General features: G+C 59.3%; 5 protein-coding genes. 3 read left to right on the top strand and 2 right to left on the bottom strand.

Annotated elements, in window-relative coordinates; all coding sequences use genetic code 11:
- The first annotated feature begins 167 nt into the window (after positions 1–167).
- From ACH2EH_RS08690 to ACH2EH_RS08700, 3 genes are all read left to right on the top strand, one after another.
- Complete coding sequence (locus tag ACH2EH_RS08690) at positions 168–809, top strand: hypothetical protein (RefSeq protein WP_395140813.1); 642 nt, start codon at positions 168–170, stop codon at positions 807–809.
- Positions 809–2,332 carry a flippase activity-associated protein Agl23 gene (locus ACH2EH_RS08695; protein WP_395140815.1) on the top strand — a complete coding sequence of 508 codons (1,524 nt, stop codon included), beginning with the start codon at positions 809–811 and terminating at the stop codon, positions 2,330–2,332. The genes ACH2EH_RS08690 and ACH2EH_RS08695 overlap by 1 nt, the downstream gene beginning before the upstream one ends.
- 69 nt (positions 2,333–2,401) lie before the next feature.
- Complete coding sequence (locus ACH2EH_RS08700) at positions 2,402–3,043, top strand: YdeI/OmpD-associated family protein (protein ID WP_395140816.1); 642 nt, start codon at positions 2,402–2,404, stop codon at positions 3,041–3,043.
- Here the strand turns inward: ACH2EH_RS08700 and ACH2EH_RS08705 are convergent.
- Positions 3,040–4,293 carry an MFS transporter gene (locus ACH2EH_RS08705; RefSeq protein ID WP_395140817.1) on the bottom strand — a complete coding sequence of 418 codons (1,254 nt, stop codon included), beginning with the start codon at positions 4,291–4,293 and terminating at the stop codon, positions 3,040–3,042. The genes ACH2EH_RS08700 and ACH2EH_RS08705 overlap by 4 nt on opposite strands.
- The coding region (locus ACH2EH_RS08710) for a CAP domain-containing protein (protein ID WP_395140818.1) at positions 4,290–5,132 on the bottom strand (843 nt) is incomplete at its 5' end. The genes ACH2EH_RS08705 and ACH2EH_RS08710, both read right to left, overlap by 4 nt.

Here is a 5,132-nt window from a genome sequence, read left to right on the forward strand (position 1 = left end):
CTCGCCACAAGCCAGGATGAGAAAGTCCGGGCGTTGGCGCAGAAACTACGTGCACAATAACGGAAACTAAAACTGCCCCAGCGAACTCTAAGAGGGGCAGTGAACTTGTTTTTAGGAGAGTGAATAAATTGTATTTAAAGGCTACGAAAAAGAGATCTCTTTTCCTGGTGTTTACCACACTTGCCCTCGCCGGGGCCGCGCTTGCACAGGACCTGGTGCCGCTACCGGCAATCTTGCCTAAGCCAAACTTTATCGGGACACCTTCAGATGCGCCCGCGGGAGCCAATGTCGAGAAGCCGCTCGGACGGCCACGGCCCATTCCACAGGTGCCCAAGGGAACCGCCAATTTGGCCCTGAAGAAGAAAGTTACGGCGAGCAAAGCGCCCTACGAAGGCTCTCTTGATCTGATCACGGATGGCGATAAAGATGCCAAGCAAGGCACCACTGTCGAGATGTACCCCAAGCTGCAGTGGATACAGATTGACCTGGGGGCCATCTCGGATCTCTCGTACGTGCTAGTCTGGCACTTCCATGAGCAGCCCGTTGTCTTCCGCGATGTGATCGTGCAGGTCTCCAATGATCCGAAGTTTGTCGAAGGCGTCACAACGCTCTACAACAACGATGCGGATAACAGCGCCGGGCTGGGAATTGGCAAGGACCGCGAGTACTTTGAGACGAGCGAGGGGCGTCTGATCGCCGCCAACAAGGCCCAGGCACGCTATGTCCGGCTCTACAGCCGTGGCAGTACCTTCACCGATCCACTGAACCGCTACACTGAAGTCGAGGTCTACGGTCTGCCGGCCAAGTAATGGGACGTGTCCTTGCGCTCGTCGCCGTCTTTCTCTTGATAGCACTTGCGCTCGCTCTACGACTGCCTCAGCTGGGAAATCGCCCCTTTCATGGCGATGAGGCAGTCCATGCAGTGAAGTTCCAGGAGCTCTGGGCGCACGGCAAGTACGCCTACGATCCCAATGAGTTCCACGGCCCGACAATCTACTACGCCGCACTTCCGTTCGTGGCCGCAAGTGGGCACCGCCTGATTGCGGACATGCAGGAGTCGGACTTTCGGACCGCCATCGCGGTGCTCGGGGCTGCGATGGTTGGTTTGCTTCTGCTCCTCAAAAAGCCCCTCGGACTGCACGCGCTGCTCTGGGCCGGGCTCTTTCTGGCGCTCTCTCCCGCCTTTGTTTTCTACAGCCGCTACTTCATCCAGGAAGTCTTTCTCGCCGCCTTCACCCTCGGTTTTTTTGGCTTTGCACTTAGAGGCTCGGCTATCGGCGCAGGAATCTTCGCGGGGCTGATGTTCGCGACCAAAGAGACGGCGGCGCTCTCGCTGTTCGCGGCGGGAATCGCCTGGTTTTTCGCGCTCCGCGATCGCGAGGGCAAGATGCTCGCCTGGCGTCCGATTCTGCTCACTATCACCATCGCGCTGGCGGTTGCCTATGTCTTCCTCTCGGGCTTTTTCACTAACCCCGCTGGGCCGCTGGGGTACCTGCAAACCTACACGCCCTGGCTCCGGCGCGCGGGCGGGACGGACTTGCACAAGCACCCGTGGCACTACTACCTCTCGCTTCTCGCCTGGCACTCTGGGCCGCGTGGAACAATCTCCAGCGAGGGACTGATTCTGGCACTGGGAGTGATCGGGGCTGCGCTGAAATTCCGCACCCCGTTTGGGCGTTTTCTCACGCTCTACACGCTGCTGCTCACCGGAATCTACGCCGTGATCCCGTACAAAACACCCTGGTGTCTGCTGAATTTTCTGCTCCCCTGGACTCTCTTGGCTGGGCTTGGTGCCGCCGGGATTGTGGAGGCAGCCCGCTCGAAATCCCTGAAAGTCCTCGCGGTGCTTCTGATCTTACTGGGGGCGGCGCAGCTCGGCTGGCAGGCGTACAAAGCGAGCTTTGTCTTCCAGAACGAGGCGCGTAACCCCTACCTCTACTCGCCGACGGTGCCTGATGTGAACCAGCTCAAGGTGCAGCTTGAAGCCCTTGCCCAGTCTCACCCACAGAAATTCGATATGGTGATCCAAGTGATCTCCAGCGATGGCTACTACTGGCCGCTTCCGTGGTACCTGCGGCGCTTTAACGTGGATAAGATCGGCTACTACACCCAGATCCCCGAGCCGCCGTATGCCCCCGTCGTGCTCGCCTCCCCGGAGTTCGACGAGGCACTCACACCCCGCTTGAAAAGTCATATCATGACTGGTTTTGCGGCTCTGCGCCCTGCCGTGAGCTTCCAGATGTTTGTGGATCAGTCGCTGTGGGAGACGTATCTCAAGAAAAATGGCCCGGTCAAAGACGAACGCGAAGACACTTGGGTACCATTGCACTGAGGGGAAAGCCCTATTTGTGGTAATCTGATTCAGCTCTACCCCTGTTGCCAAGGGCTGAGGATTTCGACGATGCCAAATAACCCACACCCACTTTTTAAAGCGTTTGACACCAACAACGATGGTAAGCTAAGCCGGGAGGAGCTTCCCGAGCTACTTCGGCCCGCGTTTGACCTAATGGACACCAATGGCGATGGCTTTCTCTCGCCCGCCGAAGAGTCCGCCGCGCGCGGTGCGGCAGCGCATATTCAGATCGAGGCCACGCCGCTCCAGCGCTTCACCACGCTGCTCTCCGTTCGTGGAACCAGTGTCGCTGTACCGATTCCCTTTGATCCCAATGACACGTGGGGCCCAAGAGAGCGCCACGATGTAACAGGAACCGTCGGAGGGCACACGATACGCGGCCCGCTCCAGCCCGACCGCGACGGTTATATTCTCCTGCTTGGTCCGGCATTTCGTCGCGATACGAAGCTTGATCTAACTACCGACGTTGAAGTCGAGCTCTCCCCCGAAGGCCCTCAGCTCTACGAACTCTCTTCAGATTTCCGCGATGCAATTACCGCCGTCCCTGAAGCGCGGGCGTTTTTCGAGTCTATTCCGACGTTCTACCGAAAAAACTACGTCCGCTGGATCGAGGATGCCAAGCGCCCCGAAACCCGCACCAAGCGCATCACAGAAGCCGTCGAGCAGCTCAAAAATAAACAGCGTCGCTAGCTCACAGGCTGCTTTTCGTCGGGTTCATCGCGCAGATCCGGTAGCGTCAGGGCAAAGCACATCGCCAGGAAAAACAGCGGGCTGAGTGAGATCAGTGAGAGGCGCATGTCGCCCACCGGGTTGATGAGCACGAAGAACACCGTGCCTGCCGCTGCGAAGATCCGCCCGATATTGTAGCAAAATCCCGCCCCCGTCGTTCGCAAGAGTGTGGGGAAAAGCGGCGGCAGGTACATCGTGAAGAGCGCGAATACCCCGGAAAAGAACCCGACAACGGGCAGGAAGGGCAGGAGGGTCGCGGCGCTGCGGGGGACGATATACGCGGCGGTGTTGGCAAGGCAGAAGCCCAGGAGCATGACGGCGATTGCAGCTCTGTAGCCTAGTTTCCGGGCGAGAAACCCGGCGAAGTAGTTCCCTAGAATCGAGATGCCGATGATCCACCCGAATGTCTTACTGGCAAGCTGTGTGATCGCGAGCTTATCCATCGCCTGTACCTCGGGGAGGCTACGCAGGTGCTGGAGATGCCAGAACTGAAATGCCCACCACGCTGTGAGTGAGGTGGAACAGACCGCGACGACCCGTAGCGTGGTTGCGAGAACCGGGGGGCGGAACAGATCGGCGATGCCAGGAGCCTTGTCGTCTTTCTCTTTTGCCGCTTTCCACTCGTCGGGCTCGGGGACATTTTTACGGATCCAGAAGACAAAGAGGGCTGGGAGAATTCCTACGAGAAAGACCCAGCGCTCGTTGCCCGCCATGAGATACGTGGTGAGAGTTGCCAGAAGCACGCCGATATTCACGCCGGTCTGGAGTGTCGCCGCCAGCCAGCCGCGCCAGCTCTTGGGCCATGTCTCCGAGAGCAGCGCGGAGCCCACAGCCCACTCCCCACCGATCCCGAGTGCGGCAATAAACCGGAAAATGAGAAGCTGTTGCCAGGTCTGCGCCACCGATGACAGCCCGGTAAACACCGCGTAGGTAAGAATCGTCAAGCTGAGCGAGCGGCTCCGGCCCAGAATATCGCCCAGCCGTCCAAAGAACGCACCGCCTAGCGCCCAGCCCACCAGAAACGCTGCCTGAATGTAGGCCGCTTTCTCTTTAACATCGGGTGAGGTTGTCGAGGTGCTCTGGAGCAGAAGCGCGACAAAGACAGGAGCGACAACCGTGTAGAGATGAATATCTAGGCCGTCGAAGAGCCAGCCGAGCCAGGCGGCGATGCCGGATTTCCACTGCTGTGGGGAGATTGATTTTAGAGTCATTTCTTTTTCTTTAGTTTAGGCGGTGGAATTGGGGGCGGTTTGGGGGCTGGTTTTATCGTAGGTTTAGGCGGGGATGCTGGCACGACGGCCTTTCCGGTGGTGAACTGCCAGGAGCGCGCCGTCTCCCGCCCGTCCGCTTCTTTGACGACGATGCGTGCACGGTAGGCGCTGAGCGGCAGGAGCGGCTGCTTGGGAATCAGCAGGATCATGTCGTCGAGTTCACTGTCGTTGCTGGGAGAGTTGGTGTAGCACGCAACGGGCATATTGTCCGGACCTGTGAGCGCTGCCTCAACCAGCTCAGGTTGTTCGGTGACCCCGTAGAGATGGAGCGTGATCGGGTAGCCCGTCGTTCGGGCGGCACCAGGGTAGAGCCGGAGGGGATCGGGCGTCTCGGTATCGGTCCACTGGACACTCACATCGAGCTGGCCGTCCGCCGGGTAAACCAGGACTTCTCTGCCCGTGCTCGCTTCACAAAGCACTGTAACACGGTCTCCGGCGATTCCCACTCCTGCGGCAAACGCCCCTGGCTGGAGCAAGGCAGCGCGGTGGTAGGGGGCATCCAACAGGCTCTGAACCGAGACCAGTGCGCTAGGCCCCTGGGCCACCACTTCATAGCACGGGGCATAGAACCCCGCTTTCTCTGCACGTTCCTCGGGGGTGGCGGCGTAGAACTCAGATTTTTCGGGCTGCTGGGTGTGGGTCAGCTCCAGCTTATTTGCCCAGAGATAGCGGCTGTGACGGGCGGCTGCCAGGCAGAGTGCAGGCTGAAGTACGGCATCGGGCAGGAGTGCGGCACGCCGGAGATGATTGAGGTGCGTGAGGGTGTCTTGCTGCGTGCT

The organism is Armatimonas sp. (assembly GCF_043760365.1).
Taxonomy (GTDB): domain Bacteria; phylum Armatimonadota; class Armatimonadia; order Armatimonadales; family Armatimonadaceae; genus Armatimonas.

Bases quoted from the DNA above. Each gene is read 5' to 3' on its own strand.
- ACH2EH_RS08695 (WP_395140815.1), top strand. From the start codon at position 809: ATGGGACGTGTCCTTGCGCTCGTCGCCGTCTTTCTCTTGATAGCACTT.
- ACH2EH_RS08700 (WP_395140816.1), top strand. From the start codon at position 2,402: ATGCCAAATAACCCACACCCACTTTTTAAAGCGTTTGACACCAACAAC.
- ACH2EH_RS08705 (WP_395140817.1), bottom strand. From the start codon at position 4,293: ATGACTCTAAAATCAATCTCCCCACAGCAGTGGAAATCCGGCATCGCC.